Raw genomic sequence first — 23,491 nt, 5'->3', positions numbered from 1 at the left:
GCCTCCTTGTATTTATGTTTATATGCCGCTTTTGCCAGCCACAGCGGCAAATCGCGACTTCTTTTGATAATACGCATAGACGAGATACGTTCCCGCAATCAGCACGAAAGTCGTCACAAGACTGCCTTCCGCGCCGAACGATCCGCCGGAAATCAGGGGGCTGCCGGTTCGTTCGAGCCGTATGGCCGATCCCGTCGGCGTACCCGAAACGAGGAAACCGTAAATGTTTCCCTGAAAAAAATTCCATGACACATGCATGCCGACAGGCATCCACAATCCTCCGGACGCTTCCCGGCTGACGCCGAACAGCAAGCCGGCCAGCAGCAGGTTCAGTATCGGCAGCGGCGTGCTCCACATTCCCGGGTTAAAGGAGTGCAGCAAAGCGAATACGAGTGCGGATACCGCTACGCCCGGCGCGGAGCCGAAACGGTTCTTAACGAGCCCCTGCAAGTACCCTCTTGCAAACAGCTCCTCGTTCAATGCCACGCCGATGAATAGCAGAAATCCCCACAGCCATTCTTTTCCCAGGAAATAACTCCATTCGAACGAGGCGAGCCTCACTCCCCGGAACAGCCAGATGAGCGCACAGCTCGCGGTGATGAAAATAAAGCCTGCGGCAAAGCCCTCTCCGATCCTCGTCCAGAACCGGATCGTGGCGAATCCCAGCGGCCAGCCTTTGCGCCTTTCGAATAAGGCGTACGCAGCAAAGACGCCGCCTGCAAAACCGACGAATTGCGCCCACATCGATCCTTGCGCAAACAAAGGATCCTGCATAATCAACTGGGCGATTTGCCAAGACGATTCGGAGCCGCCCATCAAATCGGGCCGCCTGCCAAGGACAACTGCGCCAAGCGCGAAAGCTAGCAGCACTGTGATGATCGTAGCAAAAAGCAGCGTGAGCAGCAATTTCCCCAAAATGGCGAAACAGGAAGCCAGCGGGCTTTTGCGTTCGTCTATTATGTCTCCTCCTCTCCGAATCCTACCAAAAGGAGATTCGAGAATTGGAGGCGATTTCCTGCTTGATGCCTTTTTCAAACTTCACTCTTGTGCAAAAGTAAGCTCCATGACACAATATAAGGAAACATCTGATGACGGAGGATTCCCGCTTCATGCTTTTCGTTTTGTTCGCTTTATGGATTATCGCCCTGCTATTGCTGTTCGTGGACCCGCGGTCAGGCACGATGCGCTGGATGAGCGCGGTTTCGTTCACCGGCGGTATCGGCGCGCTTGCGGCCGTCATGTCCAGCGACTTTGTTCCTTATATAAAGCAAGTCGTTCCCAACGAATCGATCGCCCTGCTCTTGTTTCGCATTCAAGCGGCAAGCTCGCTGCTTTCCTACTACGGGCTTCCTTATTCCTTCGCCATGCTGGCGCTGCAGTACAATCCGATCTGGCCGAAGGGGGCCATCCGCCGCTATTTACCGTACCTGCTGCTTCTGCCGCCGCTAGCCTGCGTGCTGTTCACGCCCGGCTATAACGAAGAAATTCCGATCTCGTTTCCGATCGTTGCAAGCTGGGCCATCCCTTATATTATTGCGGGTTCCATGCTTATTATCGTCAAAAAAGAGCGCCTTCCGGCCATGCGGCAGACGCATTTGTTCACTTGTCTCGCCCTGCTGCCGCCGATTCTTTGCTTTGCCGTGCTCAATTACTTGATGCCCAGCCTCGGCTATTACAGGATGTGGATTTATCATCAGTGGATTTTGGCGTTCGTCGTGCCGTTCTTTGTGTATACGTTTTTCAAATACGGCTTCCTCGGCATCAGACTGCTGATCGAGCGGCGAAAGCTGGACTCGACGCTGCGCGCCATCACTTCGGGAACGGCGATTCTCAACCACGCCATCAAGAACGATGTGGGCAAAATGCGGCTGTTTCTCGATAAAATGAAGCAGCACGCCGAAGAGACGAATCAAACCGAGCTGCTGCAGGATATCGAAGTCGTCATGAACGCTTCGCTGCACATCCGCGACATGATCAGCCGGGTGCACGAGCAGACGCAGGAGCTCCCGCTCTCCGTCTCTCCCGTCAACCTGCAGCAGCTGGTGCAGGACACGCTGCTCTCGCTGCAGCCGCACCTCAGCGGCGTTCAGGTGCAGCACAGCGTTCCCGCGGCGCTGACGCTGCGGCTCGACCGCATTCAGATCGCGGAGACGCTGACCAATGTGCTGATGAACGCGGTCGAAGCGATGCCCGGCGGCGGAGAGCTTACCGTCAAGCTGTTTCCGGCCAAGAAACATTGGGTGCTCGAAGTGAGAGATACCGGCATCGGCATTGACAAATCGGCCATCAAACAAGTTTTGGAACCATTTTATACGACCAAAAGCGGGAGCCGCAACAATTTCGGACTCGGGCTCGCCTATTGCTACAGCGTGATGAAGAAGCACGGTGGTTCATTGCAGCTTGCGAGCGAACCCGGCAAAGGCACCAGCGTATTTCTCTCTTTTCCGGAAACGTGCCTGGTCGAATCAACATAGCTGCCAACGTATAACGCTCAGGAGGACTTGCCATGGAAACGATTAAAATTTGGATTGTCGAGGACGACCGGGACTGGCTGCGGGGATTGACCGCTTACCTGAACCGCCAGCCGGATTTGGACGTGGTGGCGACCGCTTCCACGGTCGAAGAAGCGCAGGTGCTTTTGAACGATTCAGAGCCGCTTGCCGACATCGCGCTGATGGACATTATGCTGGACGACAAGCCGGATGGGGTCCGCCTCGCGGAGCAAGCGCTGAACGCATGGGGAATCAAAGTGATTATGCTGACTTCCATGGAGGAAAAAGATTTGATCTTCCGTTCTTTTCAGGCGGGAGCCATCGATTATCAGATCAAATCCGGCTTCGAGGAGCTGCCTGAAGCGATTCGCGCCGCGCACAGGCGGCAAGCGCCGATCAATGCGGCCGTAGCCGAGCAGATGCGGGAAGAATTCCGCAGGCTGAAACGAATCGAGCATCAGTTCAAAATAAAGGAAGTAAGCGACCTGATTACGCCGACAGAGCTTCAGGTGCTGGAAATGATCGATCAGGGCCACACCCAGACGGAAATCGCAAACCGGTTCGTCATTTCCCTAAGAACGGTAAAAATTCACGTCGGCCATATTTTAAAAAAGCTCGGCAGTTCCAGCAGCAAAGAAGCCGCGCAAAAAGTGCGCGACCTCGGGTTGTTCGAACGGGATAATAAGTAAACGGACTCTTAATGGATGTCCTTCTTCTTGAACCGTCCGCCTTTGACATCGTGGATATTGCCGACGGCCAGAAACGCGCTCGCATCGAGCTCTTCCACGATGGATTTCAGCTTGGCTTCCTCCAGACGGGTGATTACGCAGAAAATGACTTTTTTGTTCTCACCGGAAAACCCGCCTTCGCCTTCCAAATAAGTAACCCCGCGTCCGAGCCGGTCAACCAGCGCTTCGCCGATTTCCCGGAACCGGTCGCTAATAATCCACACCGATTTGGACTCGTCAAAGCCTTCGATCGTAATATCGATCATTTTGTAAGCAATATAATACGCGATCAAGGAATACATGGCCCGGTCCCAACCGAATACGAACCCTGCGCTGCCGAGAATAAAGACGTTGATGAACATGACGATTTCGCCTACGGAGAAAGGCAGTTTTTTGGTTACGAGAATCGCGACGATTTCGGAGCCGTCAAGGGAACCGCCGAACCTGATGACCATGCCGACGCCGACACCGAGAATAATTCCCCCGAAGACAGTGGCAAGCAGCGGATCGATTGTTAGAGGTTGAACGGGATGAAGCAATGCCGTACCGATGGACATAACGAGGATGGCGAACAAGGTGGAGAGGGCAAACGTTTTGCCGATCATCTTGTATCCCAAGTAAATAAACGGAAGGTTAAGAATGGTAAGAAAGATACCTACGGGTAAGTCGAACAAATACGAGAAAATAATGGAAATGCCCGTGATTCCCCCGTCGATGATTTTGTTGGGAACCAGAAAAATTTCCAGACCGACCGCCATTAATGCTGCACCGAATATTAGAAAGACCGTGCGCCTAATAAAATTAAGCTTGGTCATCTTCTTGTGCTGCAGAGGGATTGCCGCCTTATTTTGAAATTTCACCTGCTGATTAGCCAGAATGATCTCCTCCTTCTCTGTATATGGTGTCTGCTTTCACTACTTTCTCCCCGCAGCCGCTATTTTCCTGCCAAAGAATGAAATTCCTTTCATATTCCTTTACATTTTAGTAAATGTCCCATCGAATATTCCAAACTCCCATGTTATAATTTCATATATTGTTTACAATTTCTTAATCAAATCTCATGGGAGAATGGCATGAACACACATCTTAACCGAATCTGGAGCGTGCTCAAGGCAAGGCTGCCGCTGCTTCTGACTGCTTTCGTTCCGGTAGCGATTATGGAAGTATTAAGCCGGGGGCATTATTTCGAGACCGTCTCCTGGGGCGCCCGGCATATGCTGCAGCTCATCTTTAATGTCTGGATCGTCCTCGCCTTCCTGCTTCTGTTTATGGCCGCCATCGGCCGTACGAAAGTCGCCTATTGGGCGATCAGCGCCGTCCTGCTAATTTTGGCGCTGGTCAGCGGCGTCAAGCTGAAAATACTTGGAATGCCTCTGCTGCCGTGGGATTTTGTATTGACCGGAGAAACTTCGGATATGGTCCAATATGTGACCAACATTTTCAACGTGCACGTGTTGGCAGGCCTGGTACTTTTTATCGGCGCCAGCTATTTTTTGCTCTACAGAACCCGGTTGTTTATGAAAAAGGTGCCTTTGCGGGAACGGGGAATGCTCGCCCTTGCGGGCATCCTGATGCTTGCCGCGGTCTATACCGACTCGCCGCTGCCCATACAAAAGTGGTTCGGTATCCAAGCCAACATGTGGAACCAGGCGGAAAATACGAAAGACAACGGCTTCGCGCTTGCTGCCCTGCTTAACGCCAAGACGATGTGGGGCGATCAGCGCGACGGCTACAACGACAAAGCGGTTGAGGCCATTGTCAGCCAGACCGCCAAACCGGACAAAGCCGGCGCTGTGCCAAGCGACATCAAGCCCAATGTCATTGTCGTGCTCAGCGAATCGTTCTGGGACCCTACGCTGATTAAAGGCGTACAGTTCAGCCGCGACCCAATCCCGTTCTTCCATAAGCTTCAAAAAGAAGCGACCAGCGGCTGGATGTTGTCTCCGCAATACGGCGGAGGTACGGCGAATGTGGAATTTGAGGTGTTAACCGGCAATTCCATGCGTTTTCTGCCGCAAGGCTCGATCGCCTACAACCAGTTTATTATGCATGAAGTCGATTCTTTGGCCGCCATCTATGCGCGTCAAGGGTACACGTCGACGGCCATAGGCCCTTTTCACAACTGGTATTTCAACAGCAACAAAGTTTACCAGGATTTCGGTTTCAGGAAATATATTCCAATCGAATACTTCAAGCCGAATTATTCCGGACCGTACATCGCCGACAGCGAAGTGGCGGAAAATATATTCCGCGCCACCCGTTCAAGCGAAGGGCCCGATTTTGTGTTCGCCAATACGATGGAAAATCATTTTCACTACTTCCCGGGCAAGTTTCCGAAAAATACGATCGATGTGTCGGGCAATATGGCGCCTTCCTCGCAGGGCATGCTGGAAACGCTGGCACAGGGCATCAGCGCCGCAGACAACATGCTGAAATCGCTTGTCGAGCATTATGAGAAAAGCGGCGAACCGACCATTATCGCGTTTTGGGGGGACCATCTGCCGTCGCTTGGAGACGACTACGCTACATATATCGACACCAAATATATTAGCGGCAAAGACGATCCGGATTTCCTGAAAAAAATGTACAGCGTTCCACTGGTCGTCTGGAACAACTTCGACAAGGAGCGGAAAGACCGGCTGAATTTCAGCCCTTCATTTCTTGGGCCTTACTTAATTGAACTTTCAAGACAGCGGGGTAATTATTATACCGATTTTTTACATGAGCTGTCAAAAAAAATACCCATTATTCCTCCAAAAGACAAGTTCGCGGCGATGAACATCGATGAAGCCGATTTGAAAGATTACGAAACGCTGCAGTACGACATCCTTTTCGGCGGCCGCCATGCGTACAAAGAATACACGGCCCCGATTATCGATCCGAAGTATATGCTTGGCTTCGGGCCGATTACGATCGAGAAAGTTGAAGCCGATACTCAGGACCTTTCAGGGCGGTCCTCGGTGACGATCAGCCTGACCGGAACGAACTTCCCTCCGCTCGGCTGCGCCACGCTCAACGGCAAGCCTCTGCCGACGACGTGGCAAAATGAGCAGTCCCTTACGGCCAAAGTCGAAGGCGATCTGTTAAAGCCCGGAATTTGGGACATTCAAGTTACCGTGAAAGATTCCAAGGAAGCCGTCATCGGACGCTCGAACTCGTGGCCGATCGAGATCGGCGGCAGATAGACGCAGTACGAACAAATCCCCTTGCGGCACGGAGGCCGCAAGGGGATTTTTGCTAAAGTTCGAATTGATTAGGAAACAGGCACGATTTTGCCGGTAGCTTGAGATTCGAAAGCCGCAAGAATGACGTTCAGGGAACGCATGCCTTCTTCTCCCGAAATTCTAGGCGCTTTGCCTTGTTTGACGCAATCGATAAACTCATCGATGACACCGCTGGAGGTTTGCTTCTCGTTGGTCGCGATCGCACCCACTTTGTAGCGCTCCACAGAGCCGTCAAGCAGTTCGACGATCACCTGATCTTCGGGATGCGTGCCGATTTTCATGACGCCGTTCTCGCACCAGAGGACGGTGCTGTTGTCTTCGCCTTTGTAGTAAGTCCAGCTCGCAACGAGCGTGCCGATCGTTCCGCTTTTCATGCGCAGCAGGCAAGTCGCGTTATCGTCGACCGCCGTTCCTTCTTTGTGAAGCGTGTTTACGAATGCGGCAACTTCCGCCACTTCGTCGCTCAGCAGCCAACGAATCAAGTCCGATTTGTGCACGCCGAGATCGCCCATGGCGCCCATGATCGCTTCTTCCTTGCGGAAAAACCAGCTGCCGCGGCCGTCAATGCTCCAGCGCTCAGGACCGGGATGGCCGAAGGACGTGCGGAAAGTCAGCACTTTACCCAGCCTGCCCGTATCGAGAATTTCTTTCGCTTTGACGTGCGGAGGCATCAATCTTTGGTTGTGTCCGACCATCAAAAATACGCCGTTCTTCTTCGCCGCTTCGATCATCGCTTTCGCTTCTTCTTCCGTGGAAGCCATCGGCTTCTCAACCAGTACGTGCGCTCCGGCGTTTGCCGCGGCGATGGAAACTTCCGCGTGCAAATAGTTCGGTGTGCACACGCTGACCGCGTCCACTTTTTCCTGCTTCAGCAGCTCTTGGTAGCTGCTGTATGCTTTGCCGCCGTAAGTTTGCGCGTATTCCTCGGCTCTTTCTACAACCGGATCTGCAAATGCAACGAGTTCTACATCTTGATTCCAGCCATACTCGGGAATGTGGCGATGCTTGGAAATCGAGCCGCATCCAATGACGGCTACTCTAATTTTGCTCATAGTTTCGTGGTCTCCTTTTGTTTAGCAAAGTCTGTTAGAATAATTAGCTGCGAACTCCGGTGTAGTGTTCTTTAATCCAGTTCAGGCTGTTTTCAACGCTCGTAAGCGGCGCTTTTTGGCAGTGGTCCTGCTCGACGACGAGCCACTGAGCGCCTGCTTTTTCTGCGGCTTCAATGACTTTATCCAGCTGCACATCGCCCAGTCCGAGCTCCAGCGTAACGATTTTGCCCTCTTCATTTTTCGTGAAATCCTTGAAGTGAACGAGCGGCAGACGTCCCGCATACTTGGCGATATAGGCAAGCGGATCCTGGCCGGCAAACTGAACCCAGCAAACGTCCATCTCCACATTGATCGCGCTGTCGCCTGTATTGGCATACATGGCGTCAAAAACAAACTCGCCGCCCAGCTTTTCATGAAATTCAAAATCATGGTTATGATACAAAAATTGCAGGCCTTGCTTTTTGGACTCCGCGGCGGCGCTTTCGCAGAAGCTGATGATTTCTTTCCAATCGTCCGCATTTTGGCGCTGTTCCGGCAAAACGTAAGGGCAAATGATATATTTCGCATCCAATGTTTTCAAATAATCGATTTCGCCTTGCAGATTGTTGCGCAGATTATCCAGGCTTACGTGGCTGCCGATAGCTTTCAGTCCGAGCTCGTCAAGAAGCTGCTTCAGCTCTCCGGCAGGCTTGCCGTAGTAGCCGGCAAATTCTACGCCTTCGTAACCGAGTTTGGCTACATGGCGGAGCGTTCCTTCCATATCTTTTTGCATATCATCTCTGAGCGTGTACAGCTGAAGACCGATTCCTAAGCGCTCCATTCGATTTCCTCTTTTCCATCATGCGTATTTTTGTTAAAAAACAATGAACCTATTTGATTATCATTATAACGGATTGTGGCGGATATTGTACATTCACGATATAATCAGAACATATCCTATTTGGCTACGAAAGGTGAAGCGAATGGAGACGGAGATTTTAACTTGCGGCTATTCCTATCATATGGAGAAATTCGAGGTCAGCAGCAAAAGCGGACTTAGCTCCTACCTGTTCCGCCTGCAGACGGAAGGCCGCTGCGAAGCTCTTGTGGATGGGCGCATGCGGAAGGTGGAGGCCGGCGATCTGCTGCTTTTTCAGCCCGACGACCCGTATGAGCTGAAAATCGATCGACAGCCGGATCAGCCTGATGCCAAAATATCCAGCGGCGACTATTACTTGTTTTGCAAAGGCTCCTGGATTGAGGCATGGTGGGCGGGCAAGCCCAAGGCGACCTGCAGCCGCATCGATTTGGATGCGAGGCTGATTTCCTTGTGGCGCCAGCTCATTTTGGAAAAACGGCGGATGGAAGAGGAAAACAAGGAGCTCAGCGGCTATTTGCTGCGCGCGCTTTGCCTGTATGTGGAGAGAGCCGCCGGCGAGACGATCACGCTGCAGGGCAGACCTTTTACCGGGACGAGGATGAAGCGGTTTATCGAAGCGCATGCGACATCGACGTTCAAAATCGAAGATGTCGCCGACCACGTCGAGCTCAGCGTCTCCCGCGCCGTTCACCTGTTCAAAGAATGCTTCGGCAAAACGATGATCCAGTACGCCCTGGAGGTTCGCCTGTCCAGCGCAGTCGAACGGATGCACGACAGTTCCATGTCGCTGGAGCAGGTGGCGGAAACTTGCGGATTCGGCAGCTACCCGTACTTTCACCGCGCCTTCAAGCAAAAGTACGGAATTTCGCCGAAGCTGTTCAGGCAGCAGGCCCCGCATTAGGCCCGGAAAGCCGAATTCTTAAGGCTTCGTCATTCTGAGCAGATGGATGCCCAGGCCGATAAACAGAATGCCGGACAGCTTGTTCATGTAATTGGACAACGAGCCTGTCCGCAGCCGCCGCGACGCCCATTCCGCAGCGAGCACGATGAAGGTGCACCAGAGCGTCCCCGTTGCAATAAAAGTCAGACCCAGAATGAGAAAAGGCAGCGCTCCGTACGAATTGTCCGCCGAAACGAACTGCGGCAAAAACGCCAAATAAAAGAGCGCTACCTTCGGGTTGAGCAGGTTCGTAAACAAGCCCTGCGCATATATTTTCCGCTGCGCCGCATGTCCGATTTGACCCGATCCGTTATCCGGCGATTTTGACCTGAACGTTTTAATCCCCATATAAATCAAATAGGCCGCTCCCAGCCATTTGATCACCTGGAACGCAATCACCGATTTCATCAAAATGAGCGACAATCCGAAAGCGGCGAGCACCGTATGTATCAAAGCCCCCGAAACTATGCCGAACACGGACATCATTCCCGCAGACCTGCCTTGCGCCATACTTCTCCCGAGAATATAGAGCGTATCGCTGCCCGGCACCATATTCAAAACAAGCCCGGAAATGATAAAAACCGCAAAATTATCGATCCCAAACATGCTATTCTCTCCCCATTCCCTCTCCCTGTTTCAACTAAAAATACCACAAAAGCTCCTGACCGCATACCGCTCCATCCAAAATGGCAAATATTTCTCTGCGAACTGGAACATTTCATCGTTTTTCCTCGTATAAGGTAAGTGAACCGGGGTATTGTTTTAAAACTGTAAAACTATTTTAATGTTAGATTAATAATTGTCCTTTATGCTAGTGTCATATCCAATTGTTAGGATGGTGAAAGTCATGAAAATGTTTATTACAATTCAAAACAAAACAGTGCCCGTATACTCAGATGAAAAAAATAAAAAGAAATTCAATTTGCTTAAATCCGCCCTGGAAGCTAAAGTCGTAAAAGGACGCAGAGCGATCAAAAAATGTCTCGATTCCATCATCAGCATCGAGATTATCGGCTGTGAAGCGATTCTTCATTCTTTTAACGAAAGAGATTCTCTTGCATTGTCTCTCTATTAGGGCGATGCAAGATTTTTCTGGTACATAGTTGCTTGCGGCAAAAAAAGGAACGGAGCTTTTCGGGCTTCGTTCCTTTTTGCGCTTTATTTCGGCTGTTAGACGAGATACTTTTCTTTCAAAACGTGCAAATGGTGCTGGGCATGACCGGCAAACGTATAAGCGACCGACCGGGCCGATATCCGGTTGCCGATAACCAGACCTGTCCGCACCCAGGCTTCGTCCGAAATCGTCGGGAATAGTGTCAGCGAGGCTTGGCGCACAGCTTTGAAATCGGCCAGCAGCTCGGCAAGCGTCAGCTTCGCAAACGAGGCCGCTTGCATGAACGTATCCTGATCGAAGCCCGGCAGCGATATGTCGGAGTCCCCGCGGGCGATCCGCAGCAGCCGGTAGCTCATGATCCGCTCCGTATCCGTTATATGTCCGAGCACTTCCTTCACGCTCCACTTGCCCGCGGCGTACGCGGTGTTCCCCTGCTCCTCGGAGACAGGGGCCAAGAGCGCTTCTATTTCTTCCCCTTGGCGGCGAAGAAACTGCACGTAATCTCCGTCCGGCACCAGTTGGATATAATCGGCGACATAAGAGTAATATTCACTGCTTTCAGGGCGTTTCAGCATAAGATCTAAGCTCCTCTCGGAAAATGGAATAATAGCGTTTATCTCTCATTTTAGCGTAAGATGAGCCGAGTTCCAAATCTTTGCTTACACGCTGCGGCGCAGCAGCCAGAGCTTGCTCTGGAAGTCCCCACGCAGCCTGGGGACAGGGAGCCCGGCGTACATCAGATGATCGCCGGGGTACACGCTGCCGTCGATTTCATAGTCGGCGTCGGGATCGAGCCCTTTCAGCCGCAGCCATTGCAGCGGCGAATTCGCTTCTGCAAGCTCGCGGAAGTAAGCAACCATTGCTTCCGAGCGATCCTCCGAGACGACCATCCAGGCCGTCTCGCCGCCCTCGAACGGGCTGAGCAGCCTGTACAGCTCGCCGAACTGAACGAGCGGACGGATCTGCTTGTACGTCTCGATCTGCCGCTTAACCTCCGCTTGTTCCTGCTCGCCGAACTTGGCCAAATCCAACTCGTAGCCAAAATTACCCGACATCGCAACGTGCCCCCGCATTTCGAGCGATGTCACGCGGTGAACCTGATGGTTCGGCACTTCCGATATGTGAGCCCCCATGGAGCTGATCGGATACACGATGCTCGTGCCGTATTGGATTTTCAGCCGGCTGACCGCGTCCGTATTATCGCTTGTCCACGTCTGAGGCATATAGTACAGCATGCCGGGATCGAAGCGGCCGCCGCCGCCGGAACAGCTTTCGAAAAGAACATGCGGGAATTCCGCCGTGATTTGCTCCAAAACCCGGTACAGGCCGAGCATGTAGCGGTGCGCCGTCTCTCTTTGGCGCTCGGGAGGCAGCGCGGCCGAGCCGATTTCCGTCATATTGCGGTTCATATCCCATTTGACATACGTAATCGGGGCGCTGCGCAAAATATCGCCGACTTGCTTGGCGATTTCGTCGCAAACGTCCTGACGCGAGAAATCGAGGATGAGCTGCTGGCGGCCTTCCGTTCTTCTCCGGTCCGGCACGTGCAGGCACCAATCGGGATGGCTCCGGTACAGCTCGCTGTCCGGGGAAACCATTTCCGGCTCGAACCACAGGCCGAACTCAAGGCCCAGGCTGTTAACCCTGGACGCCAAATCCTCCAGCCCTTTCGGCAGCTTCGCCTCGTTGACAAACCAGTCCCCGAGCGAGCTGTTGTCGCTCTCGCGTTTACCGAACCAGCCGTCGTCAAGCACGAACAGCTCGATGCCGAGCTCCTTACCGGCGCGGGCAATGCGCTCGATTTTGTCCGCATCGAATTGAAAGTAAGTCGCTTCCCAGTTGTTGACGAGCACGGGCCGGGCCTTGTCGCGGAATTCCCCGCGGCACAGCCGGGTCCGGTACAGCTTGTGATACGTCCGGGACATCTCCCCGAGTCCGCCGCCCGCATACACCATGACGGCTTCCGGCGTCTGGAACGATTCGCCCGGCTGAAGCAGCCAGCTGAAATCAAAAGGGTTGATGCCCATCGAAACCCTTGCGCTGCCGTAAGGATCGACCTCGGCATGAGCGGCAAAATTGCCGCTGTATACGAGGCTGAAACCGTACACTTCCCCGTGCTCCTCGCCGGCATCCTTCGCCATCAGCGCAATGAACGGATTGTGCTGGTGGCTGCTCGAACCCCGCCTGCTCTCTACGGTCAGCTTGCCGGGCCCAAGCGATCTTTTCCCTAGGTGCCTTTCTCTCGCCCAATTCCCCGACAAGTGAAGAAGATCGTAATCGCCGTGCTTAAAATCCACACTCGCGCTGAGCGCGCGAAGCAGCTTGAGATCGGCGGAGCCTTCGTTCGTCAATCGCACCGACCTGGCAATCGCCGAATGCCCCGCGAAAACCGTATATACGAGCACGGCACGCAGGCCGATCGCGGAGTCAACCAGCTCCAGCTCCAGCGTCTCCGCTTCCGCTTCGCTCTCGGTATACGTTGCCGGAAGCCCTTCCAGCTTCGGCTTTCCTTTATAAATGCGGTGCCGGTCATAGACCAGCTCCGTTATCGTCGACCCGTTAGGCTGCGCCACCTGATAGGCGGGCTCGCGGTAATCGCTGGTGCCGTAAGCCGGGTATTCCTGCGGCAGCGTGTCAAACGAGATGCTGCGGTCTTCGCGGACCGGGTTCGGCGAGAACGAGCTGCGCTCGGTGAATTGCAAAATCGAAGCGAGCCGGCCGTCCCTGATCTTGCGCCCCCAGTATACGTGCGCAGGGTAAGCGGATTTAACAAGCTGAATGACGTAGCTCATATCTTTGCTTTGCAAATGAAACAACTGCTGCGACGGTTCATACGTAATGCTCATGCTTTTCTCACCTTTCCGGGACATATGGATTCATTATCCTATTTCCCGGGACTCAATACTATGGACAAAATCCGCATTCATATGGACAAATGTAGTTTTCCTCAACCCACGCCTCTCCTGCACGAATTGTGGGGCTGAAGCAGGAAGGCATGGTCGCTTGGCAGAGAGAAAACCTGCACAACCACTCTTCCCCAGTCCATACCTCTCCTACACAGATTGCGTAGCTGAAGTGGGGGGGCGGGGGGCGCAAGGCAGCTTTATAGGGAAAAAACCTGCGAAAGTGCAGGTTTTCCCTCTGAAATTGGCTTGTTTTGGCGAAAAACCTGCAAAAGTGCAGGAATTTTCGTTGAAAGTGAGTATGAGGGTATGTGTTCGGTGAAAAGCCTGCACTTTTGCAGGAATTGTTCGTGGCCAGGCGATCAAGGACGCAAATTCATGTATTTTTGCAGGTTTTCTTCGTGCAGCCAAGCAGATTGTGCGGCCGGCCACAACGTGCGAGTTTTTCAACAACCTGACATGTCCCTCTTCTGATAGCTGCACTAAATAACGCGTTTGGTGTCTTTTTTGGGGACCTTATTACTCATCATTCTGTATTTGTTTGGATCAAAAACCTTGGTTCGAGGTCTGACGGGTGGGGCTGTTAAGGGATGACATTTTCAATAGAGTCCCAGAGGATTTTGTGGAATTTTTACGTTCAAGATGATGGGGGATACGGGATGCAGGCTCATTAAAGGAATGCATAATACAACACGTCGATGTGACGTGTTTTTGTATTTGGCGATATTTGTTGTAGAATGACATTATTACATAGGCCTTTTGGGGAATAGCTATCCGATTGGAGCAAAATAATGATCTATCAAAATTTAGAAGCATGCTTAGTTGATTTAGAAAAGAACGGACATTTGATTCGCATTCATGAAGAAGTTGATCCTGAGCTTGAAATGGCTGCCATACATATGAAAGTACATGAAGCGGGTGGTCCGGCCTTATTATTCGAGAATGTAAAAGGTTCGAAGTTTAGGGCGGTATCCAACATTTTTGGTACAGTGGAGCGCAGCAAATATATATTTCGAGATACTTGGGAAGGCGTGCAAAACGTAATCTCTTTGCGAAGCGATCCCATGAAAGCAATGAAAAGCCCCCTTAAACATATCGGTACGGGACTCGCTGCATGGAAAGCCCTGCCAATCAAAATATCCGGTGGCCTGCCGGCTGATTTTGAGGAAATCAGCATTGCCGACCTCCCTCTCATCAAGCACTGGCCAGAGGACGGCGGTGCATTCGTCACCCTGCCTCAAGTGTATTCGGAAGATCCAGAGAAACCCGGAATTATGAATTCCAATCTGGGGATGTATCGGATTCAATTAACAGGGAACGAGTATGAATTAAATAAAGAGATCGGCATGCATTATCAGATTCATCGCGGCATCGGAGTCCACCAGGCAAAGGCAACCAAGCTAGGAGCCCCTTTAAAAGTAAGCTGTTTTATTGGCGGGCCGCCGGCGCATACGTTGTCAGCGGTTATGCCCTTGCCCGAAGGCATGAGTGAGATTACCTTTGCAGGCTTGCTCTCAGGGCGCCGCTTCCGCTACAGCTATATCGATGGCTATTGTATTAGTCATGATGCTGATTTTGTTATCACAGGAGAAATATATCCTGGCGAAACCAAGCCGGAGGGCCCTTTCGGCGATCATTTGGGCTATTACAGCCTTACGCATCCTTTTCCCCTCGTGAGAGTGCACAAAGTATATGCCAAGAAGAATGCAATCTTTCCATTTACTGTCGTTGGCAGGCCGCCTCAAGAGGATACGGCATTCGGCGCATTAATTCACGAACTGACAGGTGACGCGATCAAGCAAGAAATTCCAGGTGTCAAAGAAGTTCATGCCGTAGATGCTGCGGGCGTACACCCCTTACTTTTTGCGATTGGCAGCGAACGTTACACGCCCTATCAACAAGTCAAACAACCTGCTGAGCTGCTCACGATAGCTAACCGAATTTTAGGGACGGGACAAGTTAGCTTAGCCAAGTATTTATTCATCACAGCAGAAGAGAGCCAGCCACTCAATTCACATGATGTGGAGCATTTCTTAACCTATATTTTGGCTCGAATTGACCTACATCGGGATCTTCATTTTTATACCAATACGACCATAGACACGCTAGATTACTCAGGTCCGGGCTTAAATAGCGGCAGTAAGGTTGTGTTCGCAGCAGTCGGAGATAAAAAAAGGGATTTATGCTTAGAGGTTCCTGGCATTTTCAACGAAATACCGGGGGTCCAACATGCGCGTTTGGTGATGCCGGGAATTGTCACGATTCAGCTTTCTGAATTTAAAAGTTACGGCGAGTCGCAGGTTGAAATGAAAGATTTATGCGAGGCTATTGGAGCAAAGGGCCCGCTCCCTGCTTGTCCAATGATCATCGTCTGCGATGACAGCCAGTTTATGAGCGCCGCAATTGACAATTTTCTTTGGGCTACCTTTACGCGCAGCAATCCTTCACATGATATTTATGGCGTGAATAGTTATTATGGGAATAAGCATTGGGCTTGCGATAATGTTGTGATTGATGCCCGAATTAAACCGCACCAAGCACCGCCATTAATACCGGATCCAACGGTTGAAAAAAACATCATGCGATTATTTGCCAAAGGCGCCAGTTTAGGCGGCGATCAAAAGTAAAGAGTAAAAGCAGCATCACAACCTTAGGGATTGTGGTGCTGTTTACTTTTGCAGCCACGGTAGCTAGTCGGCTTGCTCAGGGACAAATCAGACTATCTTGCTGTGCACCAGAGAGGCGTCTTTCGCCGCCTCATCGCAGTTCCAATTGCCCGCGTAGGCAGTCAGGACCTCGTTGTCCGCGTTATAGTTCGTGGTGGCGACAATGAAATTTGTATTGGCGCCGGTAAAAATAGCATGTACAGAGAAACGCGCGCTTACCCAGCTTTCGTACTTGATGAAATTGATAAAGGCATCACGTCCAACTTTACCGATCACCATGCCATCCATCAACCGAGCATATTCTCCCATAATCCCCCGAATTTCGGATTGTGTACCACTGTGGTGGAACAATTTCTTTTCGGCGAGAGCCGGTGCTTCCATCTTTGTAAGCCCGTATCGCGTTCAACCGAACGCCGTCATGCAGCGCAACACCCCGCGCCGGGAGCTGCACGCGGTGCGGAAACGCCGCTAACCAGTAACGCCGGATGCCGCCGCCGCGGCCGGAGCTTTTCGATTCGCCTCCAAAATCATATCCGACAGCGTTTTGCCGGCCTCGATCATCGGCATGACCAGTTCGTCTTTGTCCACCCAAAAATCGATCAGCACAGGCCCCGGGTGCTGCAAAGCTTCTTTCCAGGCGGCATTTGCCTCCGCCTTCGTGGCCGCTCTCATCCCCTTCACGCCGTAAGCTTCGGCCAGCTTCACAAAATCCGAGGTGCCGGACAGATCGATATGGCTGAATCTGCAGCTGTAGATCACTTCCTGCCACTGTCGGATCATGCCGAGCGTCCGATTGTTGATGACGACGATTTTGACCGGCAGCCGGTGGATAGCGCATATAGCCAGCTCCTGGACGCACATCTGCATGTTGCCGTCCCCGTTGACGGAGATCACTAGTTGGTCCGGACGTCCGATCTGAGCGCCGATCGCCGCCGGAAATCCAAAACCCATCGTCCCCAGTCCACCGGAAGTCAGCAGAGACCTTGGATGGGCAAACCGGTAAAATTGCGCCGTCCACATTTGATGCTGGCCGACATCCGTCGTAACGATAGCCTCCCCCCCGTTGTATCGGAAATCATCTCGATGACGTACTGCGGTTTTAAAAGATGGCCGTCATCTTTGTAAGTAAGAGGAAACTCCTGCTTGAGTCCGTACAGCTTTTGCACCCATCGTTCGATTTTTGCGGAGGGGACCGCCTTCCGATTCCAATACGACAGCACTTCCTTGACATCCCCCGCAACCTGAAAATGGGCGGCAATGTTTTTGCCGAACTCCGCCGGGTCGATGTCGACGTAAGCGATTTTCGCCCGGGGCGCGAAGCCTTCCAGACTCATCGTGACCCGGTCGTCGAATCGCGCGCCGAGCGACACGAGCAAATCCGTCTCGACCAATGCGCGATTTGCCGCGACTGTGCCGTGCATGCCCGGCATGCCGAGCCATAAAGGTTGTCCGCTCGGGAATCCGCCTAACCCCATAAGCGTCGTTGTAACCGGGACGCCGCTCGTTCGGGAGAACCGAACCAGCTCTGCGCCGGCCCCAGCGTGAACGACCCCGCCGCCGGCAAGAATGACCGGACGCTCCGCTTCGGCAATCGCTTCCAGCAGCCGGTCTGCCGCGCCGGCGTCAAAAGGCGTAAAAGGCCGGTAACCGCCAATCTCAATGCGCTCCGGATAACGGAACACCGCCCGGATAGCCGAATACGCAGTCCACTTCTTCCAGCAGCAAAGTTCTCAGCAAAATTTCCGAACCGGTCAGGATGTCCGGCTTCAGCAGCCCACTGCGCCAATTCGAATCTTTGCGAAATGTTTGACCATACATATGCTCCATACGTTCCTCCTGGACTTGGTTTTTCTGAAGTATAGCAAGGAAAAAGCGCATTGGAACACTATACCGCCGTATAAAAAACCTATACGCAAAGTTATCCCCAATTGTATACTTGAAGCAAATGTGGATAATGGAAGACGAGGGTGGTCATCTATGGATACATTTCCATCGGCAACATGGTTGGATCGGATCGAGCGGCTCGAACGGCGGGCCGCTCTTTTTCACAAAAATGCGCTGCTGGCAAATCCGCACGCCAAGCGAGCATCAGCGCATGTTGGCGACCTGCTGTACCATACCGGAAATCCGGTCATTCGAACGCACTATCACTCCACGGAAGCGTCGACGAATACGGTGGTACAGGCGGATGAAGACCGCTGGGACGAACTTCGCTCCTACATCGAGCGCAGACGCACAGAGGCGCGCGACCAAACGGTGGTATGCGGCGCGAACGATTACCGGCATATTTACCGTTACCGGATCAGTAAACAAGAAAACTTATATACGCTCATCGACGAAAATGAAGCCGAAGCGCTGCTCCGCCACGGAGCCGACATGCTGCTGCTGCTGAATGAAAGCGGCCGGATCGTCGGTTTGAGCGCTGCAATCCCGATACGTCCGGACACCAGAGCCTATTTATTGCAAAACCGTTACTCTTCCGCGTATTTTGCCTCTCTTTCGGAGGAGGATTGGGCGAGGCAGTGCAAATCGGGAGGCTGGTTCATCCGCACGGTGGACATCGAGAATGCCGAGGATGAAAAACTGCGGCACGATACGTTTCGGATGCGGCTCGGCTATATGCGGATCGGGGGCATTACGGTCAGCAGCCCTCCGCCACTCGCTTATTATCAGGACGGACCGGCCAGCCTCGGTTTTACCGCCGCCCCCGTTCATCATACTCTTTACGACGGCGTCACGCCCGCGCCATACTACGAACTGGATCTCACCGGAAAAAAGCTGCGCGATTTCGTCCATAATCTCGTCCCGCCGTCCGATGAGCCGCCAGTGACCCGCACAGCGATGTACGATGCGCAGGACGAGGAGCTTACCCGCAAAGAAGCGGAAATCGCCCAACTGCTGCTGCTCGGGTTAGCAAACGCCGACATCTCCAAACGCTTGTTCGTAAGTGTCATTACGGTGAAGAAGCATCTCAGCGCGATTTACCGCAAATGGAACGTCCGCAACAGGACGCAATTCATCGCCAAGTGGTCCGGGCAAAACGGCTCCGCAGACCGGAAATAGTGTGGTCGACCGACCGCCGTCATGCAGCGTAACACCGCGCGCTGGGAGCTGCACGCCGTGCGAAAAGGCAGCTTTTCAATCTTCATAAAAGATCATGTGGCTTTTCTCGTCGCGGTAATAGCTGAGCCTGTCCTGCAAAGTTCCCGTATGAAACTCAAATTTATGCCCGTCAGGGTCGGTAAAATATATCGACAAACGGTCCCGCTCGCTTCTCGCTCTTCCGGACAGCACGTTCACGCCCAGCCGGGTCAAGCGTTCCCAATGGGCCTTGTAATCTTCTTCGCTGATCGTAAAAGCCATGTGCGTGTAAGATTGGTGGATTTCATTCCTGGGAATATCTTCCTCGACGTTCAAAGCCAGCCAAAGGCCGTCCAAATCAAAATAAGCCAGCTTTCGTCCTTTGACCAGCAGCTTTGCCCCGAATACCTGTTCGTAGAAACGAATGGAGCGATCCAGATCGGATACGGAAAAAAGCAAGTGATTGATTCCCTGGAGTTTCATTATCGGTCCCCTCTCTAAGCGCTAGTCCGACTAGGAGTCTGTCCGATGAACCACGTAGAAGGTATGTATCTGCAAAATGACAGCAATTATGCAGCGTAAGCGGCAATATATGCAGTCATTATTTACCTGGTATGCACAAAAGTAACTCCGCCCGCCAGACTCCTAGCGGCTAACTCCTACGATACCATAATCGGGATAGCGGATCACTGCAAAAGCAAGTATGATAGGAAAGATACATTCAACGATGCGAGGTGCGCACATGAGAACCGAAAACCAACTGAAACGCAAAAAAAACGAGCTGCTGCTGCAGCGGCAATCACTGCAGGCGCGCCTGGAGCAAGCGGCGTCGCCCGCTGAAGCGGAGTCTCTTCAAACGCAGACCGACCGATTGGCGGACATGATCGATCTGCTCGATTGGGTGCTGAACGAACCGTTGGGAAGCTACCACGCTTGAAAAGCCCCCACGCCAGAATCGATAGCCACAATCTGCCTAGCGGTACGAAGAAAACCTGCAAAAATACATGAATTTGTGCCCGCGATCCGCTAGCCACGAACAATTCCTGCAAAAGTGCAGGCTTTTCACCAAACACATAGACTCATACTCACTTTCGGCTAAAATTCCTGCACTTTTGCAGGCTTTTCGCCAAAACAAGCCAATTTAAGAGCAAAAAACTGCACTTTCGCAGGTTTTTTCCTTAGCAAGCTGGTTTTTGCCCAGTCGTGCAGTCCCACGACCTACACCGGGAGAGGCGGGTGCCCAGATAAAGCGGCTGTTCCCCAAATCAGTCACACTCTTTCCCCTAGCGTTCACAGAGAGTCGCGACTTGCTCAACAGCCTGACAATTGCTGGCTGTTTCACAGAGAATTTCTCCCACTCTTGCAGGTTTTGGCGGGCGGTAGAGAATCGTGCTAATGCCAAAACCCGCAAAAACAAACAACAACACGCCTTTTGCCTTGCGCAAATTGCGTGTTGTTGCCCGAAGGCTGCGCCTCAGCCTTTTTTTCGCGGGTCGCGGGTTGTGCGGGGCGCACTTCCCGGATCGTAAGCTGCCCAGCCTTTTTTTCGCAGCCTCGTGGATTGCTAGGCGCATCTCCCGGCTCGTGAGCTGCTCTGCCGTTTTTTCGCGGGTTGCGGGGCACACTTCTCGGCTCGTGACCGCTCAGCGTTTTTTGCACCTCCGGTTCGCGGGCCGTTCAGCCGAATTTGTACGTGATCCCGTACCCGCCCTTCGGATACACCCATTCGATATTGTTCGAAGGGCAGGCAATCCGGCACGTGCCGCATTCGATGCAGTTTTCGAAGGCGACAGTCGTCACCTTTTGTTTTTTATCCCATTCATACACGTCGGACGGGCAAAAATAGTTGCAATCTTTGGTCGTGCAGCTGATGCAGGTCTGTTTTTCCTTGATGATCAAATGGGACTGGGTATCGCATTTGTAACGAATCGTAAAAAGCTTCTCCGCAACGTCGCTTCCGCTCATCCGTTCATCGCCCTCCATCCCTTAAGTCCGAGCTTCATTAAATTCAGCGTCCCTCCGGCTGCGCCTTTGATCAGGCCGGCGGCCATTTTCTGCTTATCCGCCTTGGAGACGCCGTCAATGAGAAACATATTGTAAGCGGCCTCGTTCAAAGCTCTCGGCAGCTTGTCGAACAGGAGCTCGGGGTCCTGTTCCTTGAGGAAGTGGTGCATGCCCCTGTACTTTTTCAAATCTTTGTGAATGAACGATTCGCGGATTTTTCGGTCGTACGCCTGAAGCGAAGCGGCCGAGAAATTGCCGCGCGCCCGGGCTTCGATAATGGCCTCGCCGGCCAGACGCCCGGACGTCATCGCCAGATTCGTGCCTTCGCGGTGCACGAAATTGATCAACTGCGCGGCGTCCCCGCAGACGCACCAGCCGCTGCCCGAAAGCGGAGGAATCGAATGGAAGCCGCCCTCCGGGATCAAATGGCCCGAGTACTCTTTCGTCTCCCCGCCCTGGATCAGCTTGCGGATCATCGGGTGCTGCTTGACGGCATCGAGAATCGCGTACGGCTTCACTTTTTTGTCCCGCAGGTGGTTCACCATCACTCCGACGCCAAGCGAAATCGTTTCCTTGTTCGTGTACAAAAAGCCCATGCCCGCCATACCGAGCGAAGTTTCTCCCATGAACTCAATCGTCACGCCTTCATCACCTTCGAGGCCGAAACGGTCCTCGATTTTCTCTTTGGGCAGGGCGATCACTTCCTTAACCGCCAGCGACACTTCGTCAGGCTGCCATTCCCGGTGGATGCCCATCGCTTTGCCCAGCAGCGAATTGACGCCATCGGCGATGACGACGACATCGGCGTACAAATCGCCGTCCTCGCGGTCCGTGCGCACGCCGACCACCTTGTCGCCTTCCCGGATGACATCGAGAGCTACGGTCTCGTAGATCGGCAGAGCCCCCGCTGCGACCGCTTTTTCCGCAAACCATTGATCGAACTTGACGCGCAGCCCCGTAAAACAGTTGAAAGGCTCCTTATACGCCTCGTTCCGGTGCCCGAAAGTGACCATCGATTCCTTGCCCATCATCCAGATGCGCTGCTCCACAATGTAGCGTTCCATCGGGAAATTTTTTTCTTTCCAAAATTCGGGGACGAGCTCTTCGATCTGCTTGCGGTACAGCACGCCGCCAAAAATATTTTTGGCTCCGGGGAATTCTCCCCGCTCCAGCAGCACGACGGACAGCCCCGCCCGCGCCATCGTCAGCGCCGCCGCCGCACCGGCCGGCCCTCCGCCGACGACGATAGCGTCAAACTTTTCGTTCATCGCGATTCGCTCCTTTCACGCTCAAAACTCCCGGAAGGCGTCCCGGATGACGGCTTGGATGCGGCCGGGGCCGCCGTCCGATCCGCCAGGGGCGCTCCGAACAACGTTCGCCGCTTGCGGACCTCTTCCGTTATGGCGGGCACGATTTTGAACAAATCTCCGACAATGCCATAATGCGCGAACTGGAAAATGGGCGCCTTGTCGTCTTTGTTGATCGCCACGACGATTTCCGAATTTCCCATGCCGACCGTATGCTGCACAGCGCCGGAGATCCCGACGGCAAAATAAAGCTTCGGCCGCACGGTCGCGCCGGTCTGGCCGACCTGATGCTCGTGCTTGATCCATCCCGCATCGACCGCCGCGCGGGATGCTCCGACGACGCCGCCGAGCGCATCCGCCAGCTCGCGGAGCAGCGCAAAAGCCTCAGGCCCGCCCAGCCCGCGGCCGCCGCTGACGATAATCTCGGCTTCCTCGAGATTAACGCCCCCGCTGTCGCGCAGGAAGTCGAGCACCTGCGCGGCAATCTCTTCCTCGCGCATCGCGCACTCGATGCGCACGATCTCGCCCTGGCGCTGTACGTCCTTCGGCAGCGCCTGAAACACCCCGGCGCGCGCCGTAGCCATTTGCGGCCGGTACTGCTTGCAGAGGATGGTGGCCATCATCTTCTCGGAAAAAGCCGGGCGGCTCGCCAGCAGCAGCCTCGACGGCGGCGGCTCGACGTCGAGCTCCGTCGTGTCCGCCGTCAGCCCCGTCGGCAGGTGCGTCGCAATCGCGCCCGCCAGGTCGCGGCCCGTCGCCGTCGCGCCGAACAGCACGATCTCGGGCTTCGCCTCCTCGATCAGCTTCAGGCATACCCGGCTGTAAGGCCGGGTTCTGTACGCGCGAAGCTCGGGGGCTTCGCATAAATAAACCCGGTCCGCGCCGTAATGCACGGCTTCCTCGGCGAGGTGCGCCACCTGCTCGCCGATGACGAGCGCCATGAGCGGCACGTCCAGCTTGGCAGCCAGCTTGCGGCCTTCGCCGAGCAGCTGCCAGGACACCTTTTTCGCTTCGCCGTCCCGCTGCTCCACCACGATCAGCACCCCGCGATAGGCCGACCAGTCCGGCATCGTTTCGTCCCTTTCCCTTTGACCGTCCGCTTGCTCTTTCGCCATGAGTTC

The 23,491-nt window shown here is 53.4% G+C and carries 21 protein-coding genes and 1 pseudogene; 8 read left to right on the top strand and 14 right to left on the bottom strand.

The window, feature by feature from the left end:
• Positions 1-18 precede the first annotated feature (18 nt).
• Positions 19-1,035, bottom strand: coding sequence for a CPBP family intramembrane glutamic endopeptidase (locus AC3G2T_RS19685; RefSeq protein WP_488436617.1), 1,017 nt, complete (start codon positions 1,033-1,035; stop codon positions 19-21).
• A 53-nt stretch (positions 1,036-1,088) separates the two neighbouring features.
• Between AC3G2T_RS19685 and AC3G2T_RS19680 the strand changes: the two genes are divergently transcribed.
• A complete protein-coding gene (locus tag AC3G2T_RS19680) occupies positions 1,089-2,474 on the top strand; it encodes a sensor histidine kinase (protein ID WP_488436616.1) in 1,386 nt (461 codons plus the stop codon).
• Positions 2,475-2,506: 32 nt separating this feature from the next.
• Positions 2,507-3,181 (top strand): response regulator, encoded by a 675-nt coding sequence (locus tag AC3G2T_RS19675; RefSeq protein ID WP_474681617.1) that lies wholly within the window; start codon positions 2,507-2,509, stop codon positions 3,179-3,181.
• Positions 3,182-3,189: 8 nt separating this feature from the next.
• Here the strand turns inward: AC3G2T_RS19675 and AC3G2T_RS19670 are convergent, their stop codons facing one another.
• Positions 3,190-4,035, bottom strand: coding sequence for a YitT family protein (locus AC3G2T_RS19670; protein WP_474681618.1), 846 nt, complete (start codon positions 4,033-4,035; stop codon positions 3,190-3,192).
• A 258-nt stretch (positions 4,036-4,293) separates the two neighbouring features.
• Between AC3G2T_RS19670 and AC3G2T_RS19665 the strand changes: the two genes are divergently transcribed.
• A complete protein-coding gene (locus tag AC3G2T_RS19665; protein ID WP_474681619.1) occupies positions 4,294-6,405 on the top strand; it encodes an LTA synthase family protein in 2,112 nt (703 codons plus the stop codon).
• A gap of 68 nt (positions 6,406-6,473) precedes the next feature.
• Here the strand turns inward: AC3G2T_RS19665 and AC3G2T_RS19660 are convergent, their stop codons facing one another.
• Positions 6,474-7,496, bottom strand: a complete 1,023-nt coding sequence (locus AC3G2T_RS19660) for a Gfo/Idh/MocA family protein (protein WP_488436615.1) — start codon at positions 7,494-7,496, stop codon at positions 6,474-6,476.
• 43 nt (positions 7,497-7,539) lie between these two features.
• Positions 7,540-8,316 carry a sugar phosphate isomerase/epimerase family protein gene (locus tag AC3G2T_RS19655; RefSeq protein WP_474681621.1) on the bottom strand — a complete coding sequence of 259 codons (777 nt, stop codon included), beginning with the start codon at positions 8,314-8,316 and terminating at the stop codon, positions 7,540-7,542.
• Between the two features lie 142 nt (positions 8,317-8,458).
• Between AC3G2T_RS19655 and AC3G2T_RS19650 the strand changes: the two genes are divergently transcribed.
• A complete protein-coding gene (locus AC3G2T_RS19650) occupies positions 8,459-9,256 on the top strand; it encodes an AraC family transcriptional regulator (protein WP_488436614.1) in 798 nt (265 codons plus the stop codon).
• Positions 9,257-9,274: 18 nt separating this feature from the next.
• Here AC3G2T_RS19650 and AC3G2T_RS19645 read toward each other — a convergent pair whose 3' ends face one another.
• Positions 9,275-9,901: a LysE family translocator gene (locus AC3G2T_RS19645; RefSeq protein ID WP_474681623.1), complete on the bottom strand. Its 627-nt coding sequence runs from the start codon at positions 9,899-9,901 to the stop codon at positions 9,275-9,277.
• A 241-nt stretch (positions 9,902-10,142) separates the two neighbouring features.
• Here AC3G2T_RS19645 and AC3G2T_RS19640 point away from each other — a divergent pair, with 241 nt between their 5' ends.
• Positions 10,143-10,370 (top strand): 3-dehydroquinate dehydratase, encoded by a 228-nt coding sequence (locus tag AC3G2T_RS19640; protein ID WP_474681624.1) that lies wholly within the window; start codon positions 10,143-10,145, stop codon positions 10,368-10,370.
• 95 nt (positions 10,371-10,465) lie between these two features.
• On the opposite strand, the gene AC3G2T_RS19635 is transcribed toward AC3G2T_RS19640, so the two are convergent.
• Together AC3G2T_RS19635 and AC3G2T_RS19630 are read right to left on the bottom strand one after the other, a co-directional pair.
• Positions 10,466-10,984, bottom strand: coding sequence for a DinB family protein (locus tag AC3G2T_RS19635; protein WP_488436613.1), 519 nt, complete (start codon positions 10,982-10,984; stop codon positions 10,466-10,468).
• 84 nt (positions 10,985-11,068) lie between these two features.
• Positions 11,069-13,255: an alpha-galactosidase gene (locus tag AC3G2T_RS19630; RefSeq protein WP_488436612.1), complete on the bottom strand. Its 2,187-nt coding sequence runs from the start codon at positions 13,253-13,255 to the stop codon at positions 11,069-11,071.
• 848 nt (positions 13,256-14,103) lie between these two features.
• On the opposite strand from AC3G2T_RS19630, the gene AC3G2T_RS19625 reads away from it, so the two are divergent.
• A complete protein-coding gene (locus tag AC3G2T_RS19625; protein ID WP_488436611.1) occupies positions 14,104-15,939 on the top strand; it encodes a UbiD family decarboxylase in 1,836 nt (611 codons plus the stop codon).
• Between the two features lie 87 nt (positions 15,940-16,026).
• Here AC3G2T_RS19625 and AC3G2T_RS19620 read toward each other — a convergent pair whose 3' ends face one another.
• From AC3G2T_RS19620 to AC3G2T_RS19610, 3 genes and pseudogenes are all read right to left on the bottom strand, one after another.
• A complete protein-coding gene (locus AC3G2T_RS19620; RefSeq protein ID WP_488436610.1) occupies positions 16,027-16,359 on the bottom strand; it encodes a hypothetical protein in 333 nt (110 codons plus the stop codon).
• 87 nt (positions 16,360-16,446) lie between these two features.
• Positions 16,447-17,633: pseudogene (locus AC3G2T_RS19615) on the bottom strand (thiamine pyrophosphate-dependent enzyme); the annotation flags it as partial.
• Between the two features lies 1 nt (position 17,634).
• Positions 17,635-17,805 (bottom strand): hypothetical protein, encoded by a 171-nt coding sequence (locus tag AC3G2T_RS19610; protein WP_488436609.1) that lies wholly within the window; start codon positions 17,803-17,805, stop codon positions 17,635-17,637.
• A gap of 150 nt (positions 17,806-17,955) precedes the next feature.
• On the opposite strand from AC3G2T_RS19610, the gene AC3G2T_RS19605 reads away from it, so the two are divergent.
• A complete protein-coding gene (locus tag AC3G2T_RS19605; RefSeq protein ID WP_488436608.1) occupies positions 17,956-19,041 on the top strand; it encodes a helix-turn-helix domain-containing protein in 1,086 nt (361 codons plus the stop codon).
• A gap of 75 nt (positions 19,042-19,116) precedes the next feature.
• Here AC3G2T_RS19605 and fosB read toward each other — a convergent pair whose 3' ends face one another.
• Entirely contained in the window at positions 19,117-19,542 is a 426-nt protein-coding gene (gene fosB, locus AC3G2T_RS19600; protein ID WP_488436607.1) for a metallothiol transferase FosB, read from the bottom strand.
• A gap of 259 nt (positions 19,543-19,801) precedes the next feature.
• Here fosB and AC3G2T_RS19595 point away from each other — a divergent pair, with 259 nt between their 5' ends.
• A complete protein-coding gene (locus AC3G2T_RS19595; protein ID WP_488436606.1) occupies positions 19,802-19,996 on the top strand; it encodes a hypothetical protein in 195 nt (64 codons plus the stop codon).
• Positions 19,997-20,736: 740 nt separating this feature from the next.
• On the opposite strand, the gene AC3G2T_RS19590 is transcribed toward AC3G2T_RS19595, so the two are convergent.
• From AC3G2T_RS19590 to AC3G2T_RS19580, 3 genes are read right to left on the bottom strand one after another with little or no spacing between them, the layout of a single operon-like run.
• The gene (locus tag AC3G2T_RS19590; RefSeq protein WP_474681631.1) at positions 20,737-21,024 is read right to left on the bottom strand and encodes a ferredoxin family protein; all 288 of its coding nucleotides are present in this window, start codon (positions 21,022-21,024) and stop codon (positions 20,737-20,739) included.
• Positions 21,021-22,331 (bottom strand): FAD-dependent oxidoreductase, encoded by a 1,311-nt coding sequence (locus tag AC3G2T_RS19585; protein WP_474681632.1) that lies wholly within the window; start codon positions 22,329-22,331, stop codon positions 21,021-21,023. The genes AC3G2T_RS19590 and AC3G2T_RS19585 overlap by 4 nt, the downstream gene beginning before the upstream one ends.
• On the bottom strand, positions 22,328-23,485 hold the full coding sequence (locus AC3G2T_RS19580) for an electron transfer flavoprotein subunit alpha/FixB family protein (protein WP_488436605.1): 1,158 nt from the start codon (positions 23,483-23,485) through the stop codon (positions 22,328-22,330). The genes AC3G2T_RS19585 and AC3G2T_RS19580 overlap by 4 nt, the downstream gene beginning before the upstream one ends.
• Positions 23,486-23,491 lie beyond the last annotated feature (6 nt).

This window comes from Paenibacillus sp. sgz302191 (genome assembly GCF_057749925.1).
Note: the sequence above shows the minus strand (reverse complement) of the source record. Positions and strands in the feature narration are given on the sequence as shown.

Coding starts and splice junctions, on each gene's coding strand:
- AC3G2T_RS19680 (WP_488436616.1), top strand. CDS start 1,089: ATGACGGAGGATTCCCGCTTCATGCTTTTCGTTTTGTTCGCTTTATGG.
- AC3G2T_RS19675 (WP_474681617.1), top strand. CDS start 2,507: ATGGAAACGATTAAAATTTGGATTGTCGAGGACGACCGGGACTGGCTG.
- AC3G2T_RS19670 (WP_474681618.1), bottom strand. CDS start 4,035: ATGACCAAGCTTAATTTTATTAGGCGCACGGTCTTTCTAATATTCGGT.
- AC3G2T_RS19665 (WP_474681619.1), top strand. CDS start 4,294: ATGAACACACATCTTAACCGAATCTGGAGCGTGCTCAAGGCAAGGCTG.
- AC3G2T_RS19660 (WP_488436615.1), bottom strand. CDS start 7,496: ATGAGCAAAATTAGAGTAGCCGTCATTGGATGCGGCTCGATTTCCAAG.
- AC3G2T_RS19655 (WP_474681621.1), bottom strand. CDS start 8,316: ATGGAGCGCTTAGGAATCGGTCTTCAGCTGTACACGCTCAGAGATGAT.
- AC3G2T_RS19650 (WP_488436614.1), top strand. CDS start 8,459: ATGGAGACGGAGATTTTAACTTGCGGCTATTCCTATCATATGGAGAAA.
- AC3G2T_RS19645 (WP_474681623.1), bottom strand. CDS start 9,901: ATGTTTGGGATCGATAATTTTGCGGTTTTTATCATTTCCGGGCTTGTT.
- AC3G2T_RS19640 (WP_474681624.1), top strand. CDS start 10,143: ATGAAAATGTTTATTACAATTCAAAACAAAACAGTGCCCGTATACTCA.
- AC3G2T_RS19635 (WP_488436613.1), bottom strand. CDS start 10,984: ATGCTGAAACGCCCTGAAAGCAGTGAATATTACTCTTATGTCGCCGAT.
- AC3G2T_RS19630 (WP_488436612.1), bottom strand. CDS start 13,255: ATGAGCATTACGTATGAACCGTCGCAGCAGTTGTTTCATTTGCAAAGC.
- AC3G2T_RS19625 (WP_488436611.1), top strand. CDS start 14,104: ATGATCTATCAAAATTTAGAAGCATGCTTAGTTGATTTAGAAAAGAAC.
- AC3G2T_RS19620 (WP_488436610.1), bottom strand. CDS start 16,359: ATGGAAGCACCGGCTCTCGCCGAAAAGAAATTGTTCCACCACAGTGGT.
- AC3G2T_RS19610 (WP_488436609.1), bottom strand. CDS start 17,805: ATGGAGCATATGTATGGTCAAACATTTCGCAAAGATTCGAATTGGCGC.
- AC3G2T_RS19605 (WP_488436608.1), top strand. CDS start 17,956: ATGGATACATTTCCATCGGCAACATGGTTGGATCGGATCGAGCGGCTC.
- fosB (WP_488436607.1), bottom strand. CDS start 19,542: ATGAAACTCCAGGGAATCAATCACTTGCTTTTTTCCGTATCCGATCTG.
- AC3G2T_RS19595 (WP_488436606.1), top strand. CDS start 19,802: ATGAGAACCGAAAACCAACTGAAACGCAAAAAAAACGAGCTGCTGCTG.
- AC3G2T_RS19590 (WP_474681631.1), bottom strand. CDS start 21,024: ATGAGCGGAAGCGACGTTGCGGAGAAGCTTTTTACGATTCGTTACAAA.
- AC3G2T_RS19585 (WP_474681632.1), bottom strand. CDS start 22,331: ATGAACGAAAAGTTTGACGCTATCGTCGTCGGCGGAGGGCCGGCCGGT.
- AC3G2T_RS19580 (WP_488436605.1), bottom strand. CDS start 23,485: ATGGCGAAAGAGCAAGCGGACGGTCAAAGGGAAAGGGACGAAACGATG.